We start from the raw sequence: 17,243 nt of genomic DNA, 5'->3' as shown, positions 1-17,243 counted from the left end.
TCACTGTATCCGGTCGCCTGGCCGCCAGGGCGGCGGGGGCAGCAGGATCGCAGCGGTGCCGGGCCTACTCCTTGCCCATGCCTTCGACAAGGGGAACGAAGCGGACCGGGCGCAGCTCGTCGTAATCCAGCCCGGTTTCCAGCTTGCGGACGCGGATCAGGCTCTGGACCGTGTCCGACTGGCCGACGGGCAGCACCATGATACCCCCCGTCTTGAGCTGAGCCAAGAGCGGGCCGGGCGGGTCTTCGGCCGCGGCGGTCACGAGGATGCGATCAAAGGGCGCCTGATCGGGCAGTCCGAAGGAGCCGTCGGCGGCAAAGGTGGTCACGTTGACCAGGCCCATGCCATCCAGCACCTTCTTGGCTTCCCGCACCAGGCGGGGGTGGCGGTCGACGGTATAGACCCGGCGCGCCAGCTGGCTGAGGATCGCGGCCTGGTAGCCGGAGCCGGTGCCGACCTCCAGCACCTTGTCGCGCGGCTGCACTTCCAGAGCCTGGGTCATGAGGCCCACGACCGAGGGCTGGGAGATCGTCTGCCCGCAGGCGATCGGCAGGGGCATGTCCTCGTAGGCGCGGTCGGCGAAGATGCCGCGGATGAAGGGGCCCCGGTCGACCTTTTCCATCGCTTCCAGCACGCGCTTGTCGGTGACCCCGCGGGAGCGGAGCGCAAAGAGAAACTGCATCTTGCGTTCGGCGATTTCGAAGTCTTCGTCTTGCGGGGTCATGCGGGTCGGGGTCCTTTGCGCGCCTCTGGCGAACGATTGCCCAAACCGTGTCGCGGGGAAAGGGCCTGCGTGGCGCAGGGGCGCATTAGAGGGTCACTCGATGCTGCGAAGCCCCTCTATCAGCTCATGCGCGGTCAGATCAGCCCGCATCGGCGTCACCGAGATGTAGCCGGAGAGGTTCGCTTCGACGTCGCAGCCGGGGGTGCAGGCGCCGTGCTGGTTGCCGCCCTGCGCCCAGAGGAAACGCCGGCCCGAGGGAGAGGTCTGCGGCGTGACCGAGAAGGAGGTGTCGGGGCGGTAGCCCTGCGGCACGACGCGGGTGCCTTTCACCGCATCGGCGGGCTGGGCGGGGAAGTTGACGTTGTAGAAGGTGTTGTAGTTGCCCGAGACGGGCTTGTGCAGCGCCAGCAGCTTGCGCAGGACCTCTGCGCCATGGGTGCGGGCCGCTTCGAACGGATCGTCGAGCTTTGCATTGTTCGGGCCGAAATACTGCGACAGGGCGACGGCGGTCAGCCCCTGCAGCGCGCCTTCCATGGCGCCGCCGATGGTACCGGAATAGACCGCGTTTTCGCCGGAGTTGTTGCCCCGGTTCACGCCCGAGAGGACGAGGTCGATGGGCTTGCCCGCCAGCACGTCATGCACACCCGCCAGCACGCAGTCCGCGGGGGAGCCTTCGGCGGCGAAGCGGCGCGGCCCCAGTTCGGAGATCATAGTGGGATGGGCGTAGGAGATGCAATGCGCGACGCCTGACTGTTCGAAGGCGGGGGCGACGGTCCAGACCTCTCCTCCCGCGCCTGCGAGCTCGGTCGCGATGGCTTCGAGGACCTTCAGGCCGGGGGCGTTGATGCCGTCGTCATTGGTGATGAGAATGCGCATGCCTGTGGTCCTTGCCGTTCGATCCGGTTTGCGACCTGCATAGGGGAGGGGAGGCGCAGGAGCAAGGCGGGGCAGGCGCCCGGGGGCGGCAAAAGCATTGAAATAAAGCAACGAAAGGCCCCGCCGGGTCCGGGGTGACCGGCCCGGGCGGTCACCCCGGACGGTCAGCCAGGGGGCGGTTCAGTCGATGAGGGCGAGCAGGCGGCGGGCCTCTGCGCCCGGGTCGGCCAGGCGGGCGCGGTCCTCGCCGGGGAAGAAGCGGGCGCGGGTGGCCGTGGGCATGGGGTTCGGGGTCAGCACATGGACATGGGGCCCGGTGTTGACGGTTTCCGCCTGCCAGCTGCGGACCATGGCGACCTGGGCTGCCTTGGTGGCGCCGTAGGAGGAGAAGAACTTGGCCCCTGGCGCGGTGGGATCGTCGAAGAAGACGGCGCGGCCGGTGGTGCCCAGCAGGGGCGCCACGTAGGGCAGCAGGTGGCCCATGGCGGTCAGGTTGGTGGCCACGGATTTCGACCAGTCCTTGGCATCGACATGGGAGGCCGGGGTCAGCGGCGCGGCATGCACCGCAGCATGGACCCAGGTCGCCACCGCGCCCCAGCGGTCGAAGATCGAGCGGCAGAGCTGTGCCATGGCCTCGGGCAGGCAGATGTCCATCGGCGCCAGGGTGGCCGAGCCACCGATCGCCTTGATCCGGTCGTCGAGTTCTTCCAGGCCGCCGACGGTGCGGGCAACCGCGACCACGTGGTGCGTGCGCGCCAGTTCCAGCGCGAAGGCCGCGCCCAGCCCGCGCGAGGCGCCGGTCACAAGAGCCACGGGAAGGTCGGTATCACCGGCGGGGCGGGGGGCGTTCTGGTCCGTCATGGCGGTTTTCCTGCCGTGTCCCGGGCGACCGGTCAAGCGTTTCGGGGGCGCAGCGGCGCGGACGGGACGGAGTGACGCGGGAGGGATGAGCGCCGGGCTCAGGACGGATCGGCCGGAAGGGTCAGCCGGTAGGCCTGCCCGCGCGCGACGAGGGAGACCTCTCCCTCGCCGATGGCGGTGATCTGCGCCCCGGCGATCCTGTCCCCGGCGCGGGCGCGTTCGATGCGGCCATTGGCGGTACGCAGCAGGGCTTCCTGGCCCGAGGGGCCGGTGATCGTGCCGAGCAGCGCCAGCTGGCGCAGGGGCAGGGCGTCTTTCTGGGTGGCGGTCTGTGCCGGGTCGTAGCTGGCCATGGGGCCTCCGTTTCATGGAGGCGGGCGTCTCGCATGGAACGGCGGTGGGGGAAAGGCCCGGAGAGGCGTCGGGGATGCGACGGGGCGCCGCGTCGGCGCCCGGCTGCCGGGCAGGCCCGGGTCAGTCGGCGGAGAGCTGCGGCCGGATGTCGTGATCGGCCTGGGCGTAGAGGTCGAGCAACTGGTCAAAGGAGATGCCCTCTTCCTGCGCCTCGGCCAGGGGGCCGTCCTCTGCCAGCAGAAGGGGGCGGGCGCCGTCCTCTCCGGGCTGGAGGGTGACGGGGGTGCCGAGGCTGCCGGGGAAGAGCGGCAGGTCGTTGGCCAGCTGCGCAGTGGCGGCGGCGAGGGGAGTGCCTTCGGTGATCAGGTCGAGGTAGCCGTAGAAGACCTCTGCCGGGACCTCGGCCCAGGGGGCGAGGTAGAGCACTTCCTCGGTGCCGCGAATGGGCAGCGGCAGGACCGCGTGCAGGAAGCGCTTGTCGCCAAGGCGGCAAAGCTCCGGCGCGAGGCGGTCTTCGCCTGCGGTGACCTCGGGCATGTCGTCGGTGGGTTCGGCGTGGGGCCAGGCGGAGGGCATGTCGAAACCGATGTCGAAGACGCCGCCGAACTTGTCCTGGAGGCGGCGCCAGCGGGCGTCTAGGGCGAGGAGGGTCATGGGGCGCGTCCTTTCGGCTGTCTGCCCTTCCGGGCTAGCATCCCCGGCGCGCCGGGGCCAGCGGGATGCGCCGGGCGAGACCGCTTCCGGCAGGCGTGTTCGGGGCAGAAGAGGTTGAGCCCCGCCCGGCTTCGCGCCGTCCCGCTCTCTCACTGGGTCCGAAATACTCCGGGGGAGGCTCCGGGACGGAGACGGGGGCGGAGCCCCCCTGATCAGCCGGGAGCGGCGGGGCATCGGTCGGTGGATTGGCATCCACCCTACGAGGGGTATCGGTGGATTGGCATGCACCGTACGGAGGCTTCGGTGGATTTCACCCACCCTACGGGGGCATCGGTGGGTTGGCGTGGACCGTACGGGGGCACCGGTGGATTTCATCCACCCTACGGGGCATCGGTGGATCGGCGGGGACCGTATGGTGGCATCGGCGGATTTCATCCACCTGTAGGGTGGATGCCAATCCACCGATGCCACGCGCAGCAAAAAGGCAGCCCGAAGGCTGCCTTTCTCGGTTCTGGAACAGGGGCTTACTCTGCCGCCTTGAGCTGGAAGCCCTTCTCGACCTGGTCGGAGGGCACCACCGGATATTCGCCGGAGAAGCAGGCGTCGCAATACTGCGGGCAGTCGTTGTCGCGGCCCGAGGCCTCGCCCGCGGCGCGGTAGAGACCGTCGAGCGAGATGAACTTCAGGCTGTCCACCTGCAGGTGGTCGCGCATCTCGTCTTCCGACATGGTGGCGGCCAGCAGCTTTTCGCGTTCGGGCGTGTCGACACCGTAGAAGCAGGGCCAGGCCGTGGGCGGGGAGGCGATGCGGAAGTGGACCTCTGCCGCGCCGGCATCCAGGATCATCTCCTTGATCTTGCGGGAGGTCGTGCCGCGCACCACCGAGTCGTCCACCAGGATCACCCGCTTGCCCTTGATCAGCGCACGGTTGACGTTGAGCTTCAGCCGCACGCCCATGTTGCGGATCTGCTCGGTCGGTTCGATGAAGGTCCGGCCCATGTACTGGTTACGGATGATCCCCATGGCATAGGGGATGCCGCTTTCCTGGCTGTAGCCGATGGCCGCCGGCGTGCCGCTGTCGGGCACGGGGCAGACGAGGTCGGCATCGACCGGGCTTTCCTTGGCCAGTTCCACGCCGATCTGGCGGCGGGTTTCATAGACCGACCGGCCCGCGATGATCGAATCGGGACGGGAGAAGTAGACATGTTCGAAGATGCAGAACTTCGACGGCTGCGGCCGGAATGGATGCGAGCTTTCGACCTTGCCGTTCTCGTTGATCACGATCATTTCGCCGGGGGCGATTTCACGCACCAGTTCGGCGCCGATGATGTCGAGCGCGCAGGTCTCGGACGAGAGGCAATAGCCGTCGGCCACCTTGCCCAGCACCAGCGGGCGCACGCCCAGCGGGTCACGGACGCCGATCAGCTTGGTCCGGGTCATGGCGATGACCGAGAAGGCGCCTTCGACGCGGCGCAGGGCATCTTCCATGCGCGAGGGGATGTCCTTTTGCAGCGAGCGCGCCATCAGGTGGATGATGCATTCGCTGTCCGACGACGACTGGAAGATCGAGCCGCGCTCGATCAGTTCGCGGCGCAGGGCATCGGCATTGGTGATGTTGCCGTTGTGGGCAATCGCCGCGCCACCCTTTGAAAACTCTCCAAAAAACGGCTGCACGTCGCGGATCACCGCGGCCTTCTTGCCGGCGGTGGAGTAGCGCACGTGGCCGATGGCGAGCGGCCCGGGCAGGGTCTGCATCACCGAGTGGGAGGTGAAGTTGTCGCGCACGTAGCCGAAACGGCGGGCAGAGTTGAAGCCCTGTTCGGGGTCGTGGCAGACGATGCCGCCGGCTTCCTGGCCCCGGTGCTGCAGGGCGTGCAGGCCGAGGGCGACGAAATTCGATGCATCGGTCACGCCGATCACACCGAAGATGCCGCATTCTTCCTTCAGCTTGTCGTCATCGAAGGGGTGGGCAAGGAAACGCTTTTGAGCGGCAAGCGAGGCGGGGGGCGCTTTGCGGGCGGCCTTGGTCATCGGGCAGACGTCCTGGGCTGGGTACGAATGAGGGCGGCGAGCTTTGGCAGCAAGGGAAATGCTCCGAATCCGGTCATGTCCTTCGCGCCCCTCTTACGCCGGGGGACGCCGAGTGTCACGAAAGGATCACATGGAATCTTGTGTCAGTCCACTGCCGATGCCGTGAAGACCCGCCCCGCCGGGCGCATGCGCCCGAACGGGGAGCAGGCTGATCAGCTGTCGGAGGCGGTGCAAACCGCTGCCAGCTCTTCATATTTGGTGGTGATCCAGCCCAGTGCGCGTTCCGGATCCTCGTTCTCGATCTTGTCGGTGAGCTTGGCGAAAACGGCGGCAGAGCGGGAATTGTCGACCGAGGGGACCGGCTGGCTGGTCAGCATGGTCTTGTAGATGAAGAAGGCGATGGCCACGAGCAGGACGCCGCGGGCGATGCCGAAGAGGAAGCCCGCCGCCTGGTCGATGCCGCCCAGCACCGAGCGCTGCACCACCGAGGCGAAGGCCGGGGTGAAAAGCGAAGCAATGGCCAGGGCAATGGCGAAGAGCACCCCGAAGGAGGCGATGATGGCCAGTTCGCAGCTGTCGGCGAGGTAGTCGCCGAGCACCGGGATTTCCTTCACCAGCGGCTGCAGGTTCGGGGCGAAGATGAAGGCCACGACCGCGGCCAGGATCCAGCCGACGATGGCCAGGCATTCGCGGACGAAGCCGCGGGAGTAGGCCAGGATGGCAGAGATCAGGATGACCGCCGCGACGATTCCGTCGACCAGAGTAAAACCTTCCATGCGCTCGCATCCCCGCCTTGTGTTCCGCGGGTGCCGGCTTTCGCCAGTCTTTCCCGGGGGTTGTACGCCTCATCCGGCGCCGAATATCTCTCCGACGAAGCTGGTCAGATCCGCCATGCGGAGCAGCTTCAGCCCCTGGTCGCCGCCGGGTTTCCCGCCGGAGGGGGCAATCGCGGACGAGAAACCAAGTTTCGCCGCCTCTTTCAACCTGTTTTCCGTCTGACCCACCGGTCGGAGGGCCCCGGAGAGAGAAATCTCGCCAAAAACAACGCAGTCGGCGGGCAGGGCGTTGTCCTCCCGGGCGGAAAGCAGCGCGGCGGCGACGGCGAGGTCGGCGGCGGGTTCGGAGACCTTCATGCCGCCGGCCACGTTGAGGTAGACATCGAGCCCGGCAAAGGGGATGCCGCAGCGTGCCTCCAGCACGGCGAGGATGGTGGCGAGTCGGCCACCGTCCCAGCCCACCGTGGCGCGGCGCGCCTGGCTGTGCGGAGAGGGCGCCACAAGCGCCTGAATTTCCACGAGAACCGGGCGCGTGCCCTCGATCCCGGCAAAGACGACGGAGCCCGGGGTGGGCTGGCCCCGCTCCCCCATGAAGAGGGCGGAGGGGTTGGTGACCTCGCTGAGGCCGCCGCCGGTCATCTCGAAGACGCCGATCTCATCCGCGGGGCCAAAGCGGTTCTTCACCGCGCGCAGGATGCGGAACTGATGGCCGCGCTCGCCCTCGAAATAAAGCACGGTATCGACCATGTGTTCGACCACCCGGGGGCCGGCGATCTGGCCTTCCTTGGTGACATGGCCCACGAGGATGACGGCGGCGCCCCGCCGCTTGGCGAAGGTCGTCAGCTCATGCGCTGCGGCACGGACCTGGGAGACGGAGCCGGGGGCGCTGTCGACCTGGTCGGACCACATGGTCTGGATCGAGTCGATCACCACCAGGTCGGGGCGTTCCTCGTCCAGGGTGGTCAGGATGTCACGCAGCGAGGTGTCGGCGCCCAGCTGCACCGGGGCCTCCTGCAGGCCGAGGCGGGAGGCGCGCATGCGCACTTGGGCGGAGGCCTCTTCGCCGGAAATGTAGAAGGTTTTCAAACCCCTGGAGGCAAAGGCTGCGGCGGCCTGCAGGAGCAGGGTGGACTTGCCGATGCCCGGGTCGCCGCCCACCAGCACGGCCGAGGCGGGCACGAGGCCGCCGCCCAGGACGCGGTCCAGCTCCTCCATCCCCGAAGAGGTGCGGGGCGGGGGCACTTCCTTCGCGGAAAGATCCGAGAGCGCGACGCGCTTGCCCCGGGCCGCGCCCAGCGTCTTGCCGGAGGGGCCGGCGGAAAGGGGCACGTCTTCCGTGATGGAGTTCCAGGCGCCGCAGGCTTCGCAGCGGCCGGACCACTTGGGAAAGGAGGCACCGCATTCGGCGCAGGAGAAGGTGGTGATCGGTTTTGCCATGGGCAAGTGATGCCCGAGCCGGGGCGTCCGGGCAAGGGCATCCGGGTGATCCGTGAACGGAAAGTGAACGCGCCGAACCCCACGTCGGTACTGCAGTGCGGCGAATCGTGGCGGAAACCCCGGGTTAACAGGGCTTTCGGGGCGAAATCGCAACGTCGGTATCACGTCGGTATTGCGTCGGTATCGCGGCGGTGCGGCATCGCCGGAGGGGCCCGGGTTAACGGCGCGCGCGGTGGGGATCGGTCTGGGGCCGATCGCCTCCGGGGGGAGTCTCCGGCACGGAGACGGGGGGACGGAGCCCCCAGTGATCAGCGCACGGCTTCGATCGGGCCTTCGGCGCGGCCGTTGATGAACTGGTCGACGTAAGGATCGCCGGAGCTGTCCATCTGCGCCACCGGCCCGGTCCAGCGGACCTTGCCGCCGTGGAGCATGGCGACCTCGTCCGCGATGGCGCGGACGGAGGTCATGTCGTGGGTGATGGTCAGCGCGGTGGCGCCCATCTCGGTCACGATTTCCCGGATCAGGTCGTTGATCACGCCGGACATGATCGGGTCGAGCCCGGTCGTCGGTTCGTCGAAGAAGATGATCTGCGGATCGGCGGCGATGGCACGGGCCAGGCCCACGCGTTTCTGCATGCCGCCCGACAGCTCTGCCGGCAGCTTGTCGGCCACGTCGGGGGTCAGGCCGACGCGGCGGAGTTTCTCCACCGCGATCTCCTTCGCCTCGGCCCGGGGGCGCTTGAGCGAGCCGCGCAGCAGACGGAAGGCGACGTTCTGCCAGACGGGGAGAGAGTCGAAGAGGGCGGCGCCCTGGAAGAGCATGCCGAAGCGGGCAAGGAAGGCGTCGCGGTCGCCCCGCATGGCGTCCTCTCCATCCACCAGGATCTGCCCGCCGTCGGCCTTTTCCAGTCCGAGGATGCATTTGAGCAGCACCGACTTGCCGGTGCCCGACCCGCCGATGATCACCGTCGAGGTGCCGGTGGGCACGGTGAGGTCGACGCCGGCGAGCACCTGGTGGGGGCCGAAGCTCTTGGTGACTGAGTGCAGCTCTATCATACCGAGAAGAAGGCTCCCGTCAGGAGGAAGTTGGCGGTGAGGATCAGGATCGAGGCGGCCTGCACCGAGTTCTTGGTGGCGCGGCCGACGCCCTGGGCGCCGCGGCCGGAGTTCATGCCGGAGTAGCAGCCCATCAGGGTGGCGATGAAGCCGAAGGCCACGCCCTTGACGAGGGAGGAGATCACGTCGAGCGGTTCGATGAAGTCCCAGGTGTTGCGGATGTAGACCGCGGGGCCGAAGCCCAGGGAATGTACGCCGACGGTGAAGCCGCCGAAGATGCCGATCACGTCGCCCAGGCCCACCAGCAGCGGCACGGTGACGATGCCGGCCAGCACGCGGGGCACGGTGAGGTATTTCATCGGGTGGGTCGACAGGGTGACGAGGGCGTCGATCTGTTCGGTCACCTTCATCGTCGCGATTTCGGCGGCGATGGAGGAGGTGACGCGGGCGGCGATCATCAGGCCCACCAGCACCGGCCCCAGTTCGCGCACCATGCCGAGCGCCACGATCTGCGGGACCACGGCCTGGGCGTCGAAGCGGGAGCCGCCGGCGTAGATCTGCAGCGCCAGGGCGCCGCCGGTGAAGAAGGCCGTCAGCCCGACAACGGGCAGCGACAGCCAGCCGATGGAGCCGAACGCATGGAGCATCTCCCGCCCGTAGAAGGGCGGGGTCAGCAGGTGACGGAAGAAGCCGAGGGCAAAGAGGGTGACCCGGCCGACGAGGGCCAGGAAGCCGAGGGCTGCGCCTCCGATCCCGGCGAGCAGGCGGGCGGGGAGGGAGGCGCCTGCCATGATCAGCCGGTGAAACGGCGCGCGTAGCGGCCGCCCAGGGAGGTCAGGATCTCGTAGCCGATGGTGCCTTCGTTGGCGGCCAGCGTGTCGATGCCCTGCACCTCGTTCAGCAGGGAGAGGCTGTCGGGGACCTCTGCCAGGTCGGTGACGTCGACGGTGATCAGGTCCATCGAGATGCGGCCGACCAGCGGGCAGGCGGTGTCGCCGGCGTAGAGCATGGTGCCCGGGGCCATCAGCCGGTGCAGCCCGTCGGCATAGCCGGCGGCGACGGTGGCGATGGTGGTGGGGCGCTGGGCGATGAAGGCATTGCCGTAGCCCACGGATTCGCCCGCCGGGATGTGGCGGGTCTGGATCACCGGCAGGTCGAGGTAGACGACCGGCTGCGCCTCTTCGTAGGGCAGGCCGCCGTACATGCCGCAGCCGGGGCGCACCACGTCGAAGTGGTAGTCGCGGCCCAGCAGGATGCCGCCGGTGGCGGAGAGGGATTTAGGCGCATCGACACCCTCCGTCATCTCGCGGAAGGCGGTGAGCTGCTGCAGGTTCATCGGGTGGTCGGGTTCGTCGGCACAGGCGAGGTGCGACATCACCAGCTTCGGACCCAGCGGCAGGGCTTCGTCGCGCAGGGCGGCCCAGTCGGCGGGTTCGAGGCCGAGGCGGTTCATGCCGCTGTCGAGCTGGATGCCGAAATCGGCGTCGGGCAGCGCGTCGCGGTGGCGGCGGAACTGTTCGGCGGAGTTGAGCATCGGCGTCAGCTGCGCATCGCGCAGGAGGGCGGTGTCGCCTTCCATGTGGCCCGCGAAGACGTTGATGCGCGGCCCCGGCCCGAGGGCTGCGCGGACGGCCACGCCTTCTTCTGCTGCGGCGACGAAGAAGGTGCGGGCACCGGCCTGGGCGAGGGCGGTGGAAACGGGCGCGGCGCCGAGGCCGTATCCGTTGGCTTTCACGACGGCGCCCGACTCGACGTCGGGGCCGGACAGGGCGTCGAGCGCGCGCCAGTTGGCACGAAGCGCGGCGAGGTCGATGGTCAGGCGAGAGGTGGTCATGGGGGTTTCTTGATCCCGCCGCGCGCCAAGCGCAAGGGGAAATGGACCCGATCGCATGCTGGACCAGACCGTCGCCGGCGGCTGGACCAGCCGGGACCGGAACGGGCGCTTCCGCCCGGGCGGCCGGTTCAGGGCGCAGAGAGCGGGATAGAGGCCGGATTTCGGCCGGTTTCTGGCTGGGATGTTTCTGGCCGGGATGTTTCTGGCCGGGATCAGGCGGGTGGCGGCAGCAGGCGGCGGATCATGTCATCCGTGAAGGGACGGGTCAGCATGAACCAGCCGCGCGCCAGCACGGCGTCGTGATCGGCCTCCCCCCGGGTCAGGATGATGCGGGCCCGGCGGGCAAGGAGCACGGGCTCCAGCTCTGCCGCGAGCAGCTGCGCCTGGGTCATCTCAAGGATCACGGCCGCGATGGAGACCTCTGCCTGGATCGCGGCGGCGAGCTCCCCGGGATGGGTGATCTGCCGCACGTGACAGGGGCCTGCGCTTTGCAGCCCGTCGGCCAGGTCGGTGGCGATCAGCATGTCGCTTTCCAGGACAAGGTAGACCGGCGCCTGAGGTGAGGCCTGGGGTGTCGGTTCGGGTGGGGGATCGAAAGGGGTGTCAGCGGGGGACATTGCGGGACTCCATGCCGCCCCGTCTGGAACAAATCGGGCGATGGCGCATTAAACTGTGACATATCTGGAGAGGAATGTTCCGATGCCCACCGAATGCGGCAATTGTCCGCTGCGCAAGCACGCGATCTTCGACCCGCTGAGCGAAAGCGAGGTGGAGTTCATGTCCCGGTTCAAGACGGGGGAGCTGATCGTGGATCCGGGCGGGCAGCTGATGCTGGAGGGATCGAATAGCCCCCATCTTTATACCGCGCTGGAGGGAATGGGCCTGCGCTACAAGACGCTGGAAAGCGGTGAGCGGCAGGTGATCAACTTTGTCATGCCGGGGGACTTCATCGGCCTGCAGGCCGGGGTGATGCGGGAAATGCACCATTCGGTGGAGGCATCGAGCCGTATGAAACTGTGCGTTTTCAACCGCGAGGCGCTTTGGTCGCTGTTCCGGGATCACCCGGGGCGGGCTTATGATCTGACATGGCTGTCGGCGGTGGAGGAACGCGTTCTGGGCGAGAGCCTGGCGGTGCTGGGCCAGATGAGCGGTGCGGAGCGGGTGGCGCGGGCCTTCGTGCGGCTGCATGACAGGGCGGCGGCGCTGGGCCTGGCGCAGGGGGGCGCGATGGATCTGCCCTATCGCCAGCAGGACCTGGCGGATGCGCTGGGCCTGTCGCTGGTCCATACCAACAAGACCCTGCAGAAGTTGCGCCAGCAGGGCCTGGCGGAATGGAAGCGCGGCCGCCTGAAGGTGCTGGACCGGGTGGCGCTGGCGGAGCTGGCGCAACTGGATCCGACGGCGAATCCCGACCTGCGGCCGCTGATCTGATCTGCCGGTCGCCCCGGCAGGGGCCGGGAATGCGACGGAAATGGGACGGGAATGGGCGGGGATACGGACGGGTACTGGCCCGGCAATGGTTGGGACAGGCCCGGGTGGCGGTCGCGATCCATCCCGCGATTGCGCGGCAGGGCGGGCGCTTGCCGGGTCTTTTTCGTATCTTTTTCGTTACCTTTTCCGCCCTTTTTCGGCCCTTCGGAGGGATGGCAATCCGGGGCGGCGATATGGGGCGCAGCCGAATAGTTACCACAATTTGCCCCAAATTAGGCCCTTACGCGCGAGTAGAACCGGGGCGTGTCAAGGAGCGGTCAAGTGTGGGCCGCAGGGGTAAGGTAGACGATGTTAAAGAATTTCATGCGTGCGCCCTCGGGCGGGGTAAAGCCGCGACGGATCACGCCGGGACAAGCTGCGGGGAAGCCATCGGCGGCCCTGTCCATGCCGAAACCGGGGCCGCAGGCCGGATCGCAGCAGGCGCAGCCGATGGAAACGGGGCCGCAGACCTGGGTTGAAGTGCCAACGACCTACCGCAAGCGGGCGAAGTGGACGCCGAGCATCGGGGAGTACTTCCCCAACTTCTCTGCCGAGTCGACGACCGGCCAGATGACCTTCCACCCCCATGTTTCCGGTCACTGGACGCTGTTCTTCAGCATTGCGGATGCCTTTTCGGAAACCTGCACACAGGAGCTGGCCGCGGTGGCGCGGGTCTACGAGGACCTGAAACGTGAGGGCGTGCGCGTCGTGGGCATCGCCCGCAACCCGATCCCGGAACTGCACATCTGGCTGGAACAGATCCGACAGGAGACGGGCCGCCGGGTGACCTTCCCCGTGATCTCTGACCCGGACGGGGTGCTGACCGGCACCTTCGGCATGATCCACCCGCTGGCCGAGGACAATTCCGCCATCCGCAAGACGATCATCATCAGCCCGGAACTGAAGGTCAGCATGCTCTTCGAATATCCGCTGTTCATCAGCCGGTCCCTGGACGAGACGCTGCGGACGCTGGATGCGGCGCGGGAATATTACGACGCGATGCGCGCCCGCTACTGAAGGCCCGTCGGCGGCGCAGTGGCGCCCTTACTGGTACGGGTGAGGATGCCGGTCTTGTCGGGCAAGTCTTGTCGGGCAGGTCTTGTCGTGAAGGCTCGGGGATGGGCCGGAGGGGGGAGACGCGGGGCATCGGGAAAAGGGACACGAGAAAGGCGCGCCGGGGGCGCGCCTTTTCGTTTGGGCCTTTCCTGCGTCCCCGGGCACAGGCTCTGGCAGCGGCTCTGGCACTTGGGGACCCGGGCGATCAGGCGGTCGCGGATTTCTGTGCGATCTGCAGCATCAGTTCCGTCGCCTTGGTCATGTCCTGCACCGAGACCCATTCCAGCGGCCCGTGGATGCATTGCATCCCGGTGAAGAGGTTGGGCGTGGGCACGCCCAGTTCGGTCAGGCGGGAGCCGTCGGTGCCGCCGCGGATGGGCCGGGCGATCGGTTCGACCCCGATGGCGCGGGCCGCGTCGCGGGCCAGTTCGACCGGCGTCATGTCCTTCTCCAGCCAGTAGTACATGTTGCGGTACTGTTCGGTAATCTCGCAGGTCACCGTGGCGCGGGGTTCGGTGGCGGCCACCGCTTCGCAGACCTTCGTCAGGATCTCTCCCTTCTGGGCCAGGCCGTCGCGTTCGAAGTCGCGCAGGATGAAGGTCAGCTTCATCTCTGCCGCGTCGCCGGTCATGTCGGTGCAGTGGATGAAGCCTTCGTAGCCGCTGGTGGTGTCGGGCGTCATGGTGTGGGCCGGCAGCGCCTGGGTGATCTTGGAGGCCAGGTGGATGGCCGAGACCAGCTTGCCGGTGGCGGAGCCGGGGTGGATCGACACGCCGGTCACGGTGACATGGGCGATGTCGGCGGAGAAGGTTTCATAGACCACTTCGCCCACTTCGGCACCGTCGTAGGTATAGGCGAAGTCGCAGGCGAAATCGGCGGGCAGGCGCTTGTCCACGCCGCGGCCGATTTCCTCGTCCGGGGTGAAGGCGATGCGGATCGGGGGATGGGGGATTTCGGGGTTGTCTATCATGTGTTTCGCCGCCGCCATGATGATGGCGATGCCCGCCTTGTCGTCGGCGCCCAGAAGCGTCGCGCCCGAGGCGGTGACGATGTCGTGGCCCTGCTTTTCGCCGAGGTAAGGGAAGTCCTTGGGCGAAAGCACCAGTTCGGGCGCATCGGGGAAGGTGATGTCGCCGCCGTTGTAGCCCCGGATGACCCGCGGCTTGACGCCGGTGGCGTTGTATTGCGGCGCGGTGTCGAAATGGGCGCAGAAGCCGACGGTGGGCCCGGCGGCGGTGCCGGGCACGGTGGCCAGCACGGCGCCGTAGTCGGTGACGGTGACGTCCCTTGCGCCGATCTCCTTCAGCTCCGCTTCCAGCAGGCGGATCATGTCCCACTGGCATTCGGTGCTGGGCGAGGTGGGGGACAGCGCGTCGGACTGGCTGTCGATGGCGCAGTAGCGGACCAGGCGATCTTCGAGTTCGGGGCCGAAGGTGGCGGACATGGGAGACTCCTTTTGTTGCCCAGAGGGAAAGGCCGCGGCGCGGGAGTGTCAAGGGTGCCGCCTAGGGGGGCGGGTTGGGGGCTTTGCGCCCCGTCGCCGGAGGGCGACCTTATGAGAAGGGAAGGGGGGCTTTGCCCCCCGTCGCCGGAGGGCGACATTGAAACAGGGAAGGGGGGCTTTGCCCCCCGCCTCCGTGCCGGAGGCTCCCCCCAGGATATTTGGGGCCAAAAAATGGGAAGGGCGGGGGAGCGGATGGCGGGGGCGGCGATTCGACGGGCGAGGGGAGGCGGGTGGCAGGGCACGGGCGCGGCGGATGGGGCGCAGGCGGAGGGAGGGCGGTGTGGCCGGGGATGCGGGAGGGGTTTTGTATTTTTTGTCAGTGGGTTGCGGGGTCGTCAGGGCGAGGGTGACCATGTCACTGAAGCGCGGGCGCGGGCGGCGTAGCCTTGGGGCAGAGAGCAAACACAGTTCAACGGAGGACCCTATGAAACCCCAAGCTTCCCGTCCGGCGGACCAATGGTCCCCGCTCTATTACCTAGCGTCCGTGGGCGCCGGCGGCCTGGCCGTCACCTTCTTCATGTACCTGATGTTCTGGGTGAAGCACCCGGGCCAGCCCGTGCCGGTCTTCGAGGACATCACCGCGGCCCTGGCCACGGCGGGCCCGCTGTTTTCCGCCGCGATCTGGATCGCCATGGCGGGGATCGCGGTCTTTTCGGCCATGAACCTGTACCTGCTGGTCTGGAACCTGCGGCGCACCGGGCCCTTCCTGGCCTCCGAACATGGCGCGGCGCTGCACATGTCCAATGCGCAGACCCAGATGACCGCGCTGCCGCTGGCGCTGGCCATGTCGATCAACGCGATGTTCATCCTTGGCCTGGTCTTCGTGCCTGGGCTCTGGGGCGTGGTTGAATACCTCTTCCCGGTTGCCATGCTGGCCTTCCTGGCCGTGGGCGTGATGGCCCTGCGCCAGATCGGCCGGTTCGTGGCCCGCGTCATCGGGTCTGGCGGCTTCGACTGCACCAAGAACAACTCCCTGGCGCAGCTGCTGCCCGCCTTCGCCCTCGCCATGGTCGGTGTCGGCCTGTCGGCCCCCGGTGCGATGAGCGTCAATGCCGTGACCACGGGCGTTTCGATCGTGCTGTCGACCTTCTTCCTGGTGGTTGCCGTCGTCTATGGCACCATCAAGCTGATCCTGGGCGTGCGGGCCATGCTGGAACATGGCGTGGCCGTCGAACAGGCGCCGACCCTGCTGATCGTCGTGCCGATGATCACCGTGCTGGGCATCCTGCTGGTCCGCCAGTCCCACGGGCTGCACGTGGCCTTTGACGCCCATACCTCGGGTGCCGACATGCTGGTGATGCTGACGCGGCTGCTGTCGGTGCAGGTGGCCTTCGGCCTGTTCGGGCTGGTCGTGCTGCGCGCCACGGGCTACCTGAAGCGCTTCGTCAGCGGACATGAGACCTCTGTCGGGTCCTATGCCCTGATCTGCCCCGGTGTCGCCCTGTCGGTGATGATGCACTTCTGGATCAACAAGGGGCTGGTCGCGGTCGGCCTGATTGCCAAGTTCGGCACGGCCTACTGGGCGCTGACGGGCGTGGCCCTGGCCCTGCAGCTGTCGATGATCGTGCTGATGCTGGTGCTGAACCGCCGCCACTTCATGCCGGCCCGCCAGGGCGCACGGATCGCGGCCGAATGAGGGCCCGGTGAATGAGGGCCCGGTGACGGGATCCGGCACGGTGTTGGCCAGACCCTGCCCGGGGTATCCCGGGCGGGGTTCTTCGTGCCCGGGCAGGGCAGAGGAGGACAAGAGCATGACTATCGGTATCGACGCAGGCGGAGGCCCCCGGGGTGAACCGGAGAGCGGTTCGGAGAGTGGTTTGGGGCGCGGATGCCCCGGGACCCCGGACGAGATCGCGCGGATCGCTTTGGAGCAGGCGGTGCGAGGCGCGGGCGGCCGCCCGCGGGAGGCGGCTGCGGGCGCGACCGCCTTTCGCTGGCACGGGCCGCCGCGGGCCTTCGTGCTGTTGCAGTCGGGGCGCGTTTCGGTGCGCTTCCAGACGCGCAACCGGACGGTTCCCATGGCGGAATGCCGGGCCAGCGCCGGGCAGGACTGCATGCCGGTGACCGCCGCGATCCTGTCGGGGACCGGGCTTTCGGTGACGGCGCAGTGCCTGGAACGGACTCGCTGGCTGGAGCTGGAGCCTGCGGCCTTCCGTCGCCTGGTGGCGGAGGATGCGGCCTTTCGCAAGGCGCTTTTCGCCCAGCATGCAAGGCGTTTGCCCTGGTTCTTCCAGCGGGTTGCGGGAAGTGCCGCGCAACGGATGGACCAGCGGATCGCGGAATGGTTGCTGGAAAACGCCGCCGCAGGTGCGGTAGAGACGACGCACCAGGCCATGGCAGCCGATCTGGTGACCGCGCGAGAGGTGATTTCCCGCCGGTTGAAGGACTTTGCCAACCGGGGCTGGATCGAACAGGGGCGTGGGCGCATCCGGGTGACCGGCGCCGCGGCCCTGTCGCGGCTTGCCAGGGGGCAGGCGGTCTGGGGCGAGACGGCCTGGGACGGGATGCCGGAGGGGCGGGACCGTTCCGGCCGCAGGCGCCCACAGGACGCCGGGGCAGGAAAGTGACGACGCCGGAGCGGCCCAGAGCGCCCGGTCGGGCAGGAAGGGCCG

17 protein-coding genes are annotated in these 17,243 nt (G+C 68.0%); 4 read left to right on the top strand and 13 right to left on the bottom strand.

The genetic code is table 11. From position 1 onward, the window contains the following. Nucleotides 1–64: 64 nt before the first annotated feature. The 12 genes from AC2IR1_RS15380 to AC2IR1_RS15325 all read right to left on the bottom strand — a co-directional run bounded on the left by AC2IR1_RS15380 (nt 65) and on the right by AC2IR1_RS15325 (nt 11,218). On the bottom strand, nt 65–724 hold the full coding sequence (locus tag AC2IR1_RS15380; protein WP_486472848.1) for a protein-L-isoaspartate(D-aspartate) O-methyltransferase: 660 nt from the start codon (nt 722–724) through the stop codon (nt 65–67). Between the two features lie 93 nt (nt 725–817). Next, nucleotides 818–1,600 (bottom strand): 5'/3'-nucleotidase SurE, encoded by a 783-nt coding sequence (gene surE, locus AC2IR1_RS15375; RefSeq protein WP_486472847.1) that lies wholly within the window; start codon nt 1,598–1,600, stop codon nt 818–820. A 180-nt stretch (nt 1,601–1,780) separates the two neighbouring features. After that, nucleotides 1,781–2,461 (bottom strand): SDR family NAD(P)-dependent oxidoreductase, encoded by a 681-nt coding sequence (locus AC2IR1_RS15370; protein WP_486472846.1) that lies wholly within the window; start codon nt 2,459–2,461, stop codon nt 1,781–1,783. A 98-nt stretch (nt 2,462–2,559) separates the two neighbouring features. Further along, nucleotides 2,560–2,814 (bottom strand): hypothetical protein, encoded by a 255-nt coding sequence (locus AC2IR1_RS15365; RefSeq protein ID WP_486472845.1) that lies wholly within the window; start codon nt 2,812–2,814, stop codon nt 2,560–2,562. Nucleotides 2,815–2,935: 121 nt separating this feature from the next. Next, nucleotides 2,936–3,469, bottom strand: coding sequence for a DUF2199 domain-containing protein (locus tag AC2IR1_RS15360; RefSeq protein ID WP_486472844.1), 534 nt, complete (start codon nt 3,467–3,469; stop codon nt 2,936–2,938). A 524-nt stretch (nt 3,470–3,993) separates the two neighbouring features. Further along, a complete protein-coding gene (purF, locus tag AC2IR1_RS15355; RefSeq protein ID WP_486472843.1) occupies nt 3,994–5,499 on the bottom strand; it encodes an amidophosphoribosyltransferase in 1,506 nt (501 codons plus the stop codon). Nucleotides 5,500–5,711: 212 nt separating this feature from the next. Beyond that, nucleotides 5,712–6,275 carry a CvpA family protein gene (locus tag AC2IR1_RS15350; protein ID WP_486472842.1) on the bottom strand — a complete coding sequence of 188 codons (564 nt, stop codon included), beginning with the start codon at nt 6,273–6,275 and terminating at the stop codon, nt 5,712–5,714. A 69-nt stretch (nt 6,276–6,344) separates the two neighbouring features. Then, nucleotides 6,345–7,712, bottom strand: a complete 1,368-nt coding sequence (gene radA / locus AC2IR1_RS15345) for a DNA repair protein RadA (protein WP_486472841.1) — start codon at nt 7,710–7,712, stop codon at nt 6,345–6,347. A 308-nt stretch (nt 7,713–8,020) separates the two neighbouring features. Further along, nucleotides 8,021–8,767 carry an ABC transporter ATP-binding protein gene (locus AC2IR1_RS15340; RefSeq protein WP_486472840.1) on the bottom strand — a complete coding sequence of 249 codons (747 nt, stop codon included), beginning with the start codon at nt 8,765–8,767 and terminating at the stop codon, nt 8,021–8,023. Further along, the gene (locus AC2IR1_RS15335; protein ID WP_486472839.1) at nt 8,764–9,558 is read right to left on the bottom strand and encodes an MlaE family ABC transporter permease; all 795 of its coding nucleotides are present in this window, start codon (nt 9,556–9,558) and stop codon (nt 8,764–8,766) included. The genes AC2IR1_RS15340 and AC2IR1_RS15335 overlap by 4 nt, the downstream gene beginning before the upstream one ends. Before the next feature lie 2 nt (nt 9,559–9,560). Then, nucleotides 9,561–10,601 (bottom strand): alanine racemase, encoded by a 1,041-nt coding sequence (alr, locus tag AC2IR1_RS15330; protein ID WP_486472838.1) that lies wholly within the window; start codon nt 10,599–10,601, stop codon nt 9,561–9,563. 212 nt (nt 10,602–10,813) lie between these two features. Further along, nucleotides 10,814–11,218 carry a hypothetical protein gene (locus tag AC2IR1_RS15325; RefSeq protein ID WP_486472837.1) on the bottom strand — a complete coding sequence of 135 codons (405 nt, stop codon included), beginning with the start codon at nt 11,216–11,218 and terminating at the stop codon, nt 10,814–10,816. An 82-nt stretch (nt 11,219–11,300) separates the two neighbouring features. Here AC2IR1_RS15325 and AC2IR1_RS15320 point away from each other — a divergent pair, with 82 nt between their 5' ends. Next, on the top strand, nt 11,301–12,032 hold the full coding sequence (locus AC2IR1_RS15320; RefSeq protein ID WP_486472836.1) for a Crp/Fnr family transcriptional regulator: 732 nt from the start codon (nt 11,301–11,303) through the stop codon (nt 12,030–12,032). A 444-nt stretch (nt 12,033–12,476) separates the two neighbouring features. Further along, on the top strand, nt 12,477–13,088 hold the full coding sequence (locus AC2IR1_RS15315; RefSeq protein WP_486472835.1) for a redoxin domain-containing protein: 612 nt from the start codon (nt 12,477–12,479) through the stop codon (nt 13,086–13,088). 244 nt (nt 13,089–13,332) lie between these two features. Here AC2IR1_RS15315 and pepT read toward each other — a convergent pair whose 3' ends face one another. Further along, nucleotides 13,333–14,571, bottom strand: a complete 1,239-nt coding sequence (gene pepT / locus AC2IR1_RS15310; RefSeq protein WP_486472834.1) for a peptidase T — start codon at nt 14,569–14,571, stop codon at nt 13,333–13,335. 484 nt (nt 14,572–15,055) lie between these two features. Here pepT and AC2IR1_RS15305 point away from each other — a divergent pair, with 484 nt between their 5' ends. Next, nucleotides 15,056–16,267, top strand: coding sequence for a TsoY family (seleno)protein (locus AC2IR1_RS15305; RefSeq protein ID WP_486472833.1), 1,212 nt, complete (start codon nt 15,056–15,058; stop codon nt 16,265–16,267). Nucleotides 16,268–16,382: 115 nt separating this feature from the next. Further along, nucleotides 16,383–17,198: a Crp/Fnr family transcriptional regulator gene (locus AC2IR1_RS15300; protein WP_486472832.1), complete on the top strand. Its 816-nt coding sequence runs from the start codon at nt 16,383–16,385 to the stop codon at nt 17,196–17,198. The last annotated feature ends 45 nt before the right edge of the window (nt 17,199–17,243 follow it).

The organism is Pseudooceanicola sp. NS-SX8 (assembly GCF_057380755.1).
The sequence above is the reverse complement of the archived record's forward strand: the minus strand, read 5'-3'. Positions and strand labels throughout refer to the sequence as shown.

Bases quoted from the DNA above. Each gene is read 5' to 3' on its own strand.
- AC2IR1_RS15380 (WP_486472848.1), bottom strand. From the start codon at position 724: ATGACCCCGCAAGACGAAGACTTCGAAATCGCCGAACGCAAGATGCAG.
- surE (WP_486472847.1), bottom strand. From the start codon at position 1,600: ATGCGCATTCTCATCACCAATGACGACGGCATCAACGCCCCCGGCCTG.
- AC2IR1_RS15370 (WP_486472846.1), bottom strand. From the start codon at position 2,461: ATGACGGACCAGAACGCCCCCCGCCCCGCCGGTGATACCGACCTTCCC.
- AC2IR1_RS15365 (WP_486472845.1), bottom strand. From the start codon at position 2,814: ATGGCCAGCTACGACCCGGCACAGACCGCCACCCAGAAAGACGCCCTG.
- AC2IR1_RS15360 (WP_486472844.1), bottom strand. From the start codon at position 3,469: ATGACCCTCCTCGCCCTAGACGCCCGCTGGCGCCGCCTCCAGGACAAG.
- purF (WP_486472843.1), bottom strand. From the start codon at position 5,499: ATGACCAAGGCCGCCCGCAAAGCGCCCCCCGCCTCGCTTGCCGCTCAA.
- AC2IR1_RS15350 (WP_486472842.1), bottom strand. From the start codon at position 6,275: ATGGAAGGTTTTACTCTGGTCGACGGAATCGTCGCGGCGGTCATCCTG.
- radA (WP_486472841.1), bottom strand. From the start codon at position 7,712: ATGGCAAAACCGATCACCACCTTCTCCTGCGCCGAATGCGGTGCCTCC.
- AC2IR1_RS15340 (WP_486472840.1), bottom strand. From the start codon at position 8,767: ATGATAGAGCTGCACTCAGTCACCAAGAGCTTCGGCCCCCACCAGGTG.
- AC2IR1_RS15335 (WP_486472839.1), bottom strand. From the start codon at position 9,558: ATGGCAGGCGCCTCCCTCCCCGCCCGCCTGCTCGCCGGGATCGGAGGC.
- alr (WP_486472838.1), bottom strand. From the start codon at position 10,601: ATGACCACCTCTCGCCTGACCATCGACCTCGCCGCGCTTCGTGCCAAC.
- AC2IR1_RS15325 (WP_486472837.1), bottom strand. From the start codon at position 11,218: ATGTCCCCCGCTGACACCCCTTTCGATCCCCCACCCGAACCGACACCC.
- AC2IR1_RS15320 (WP_486472836.1), top strand. From the start codon at position 11,301: ATGCCCACCGAATGCGGCAATTGTCCGCTGCGCAAGCACGCGATCTTC.
- AC2IR1_RS15315 (WP_486472835.1), top strand. From the start codon at position 12,477: ATGCCGAAACCGGGGCCGCAGGCCGGATCGCAGCAGGCGCAGCCGATG.
- pepT (WP_486472834.1), bottom strand. From the start codon at position 14,571: ATGTCCGCCACCTTCGGCCCCGAACTCGAAGATCGCCTGGTCCGCTAC.
- AC2IR1_RS15305 (WP_486472833.1), top strand. From the start codon at position 15,056: ATGAAACCCCAAGCTTCCCGTCCGGCGGACCAATGGTCCCCGCTCTAT.
- AC2IR1_RS15300 (WP_486472832.1), top strand. From the start codon at position 16,383: ATGACTATCGGTATCGACGCAGGCGGAGGCCCCCGGGGTGAACCGGAG.